Origin of the sequence: Pauljensenia sp. UMB3104 (assembly GCF_030217285.1) — a bacterium.
Taxonomy (GTDB): Bacteria; Actinomycetota; Actinomycetes; order Actinomycetales; family Actinomycetaceae; genus Pauljensenia.
This window is the reverse complement of sequence record NZ_JASONN010000128.1, coordinates 1-339: the sequence shown is the minus strand read 5'-3', so window position 1 is coordinate 339 and position 339 is coordinate 1. Positions and strand designations below refer to the sequence as shown.

1 pseudogene is annotated in these 339 nt (G+C 62.8%); it reads right to left on the bottom strand.

Going from position 1 to position 339, the window contains the following annotated elements:
- Window positions 1-306: pseudogene (locus tag QP415_RS11045) on the bottom strand (hypothetical protein); the annotation flags it as partial.
- Window positions 307-339 lie beyond the last annotated feature (33 nt).

Sequence of the window (339 nt, the reverse complement as noted above, 5' to 3'; positions counted from 1 at the left end):
GGCGACACCGGTCAGCCAGAATTGGCGATCCGGCGTCGGCTGCCAGGAGGCACCATCCCGGAAATGGGCTACGAGGACGTGGCCGTCGGTCGCTCCCAGTTTGGGTATGCGCTCGTTGAACGAGTCGACACGCTCCTGCACCTCCAGCTTGTCATCGGTCTCATACTTGAACTCGGCGAAGCGGGGGTCTTGCGTGTAGGGAGTCGGATTAGCTGTCGGCGTGTTCCTGGGTGTGAAGGGGTTGCAGGCGGCGGCGAGCGCAGCGACCGCAAGCAGCGGCACGAGGGCTGTGAGTGGGAGCTTCATGGCTGTCTTTAACCTCGGTGTACTAGGCGTTGA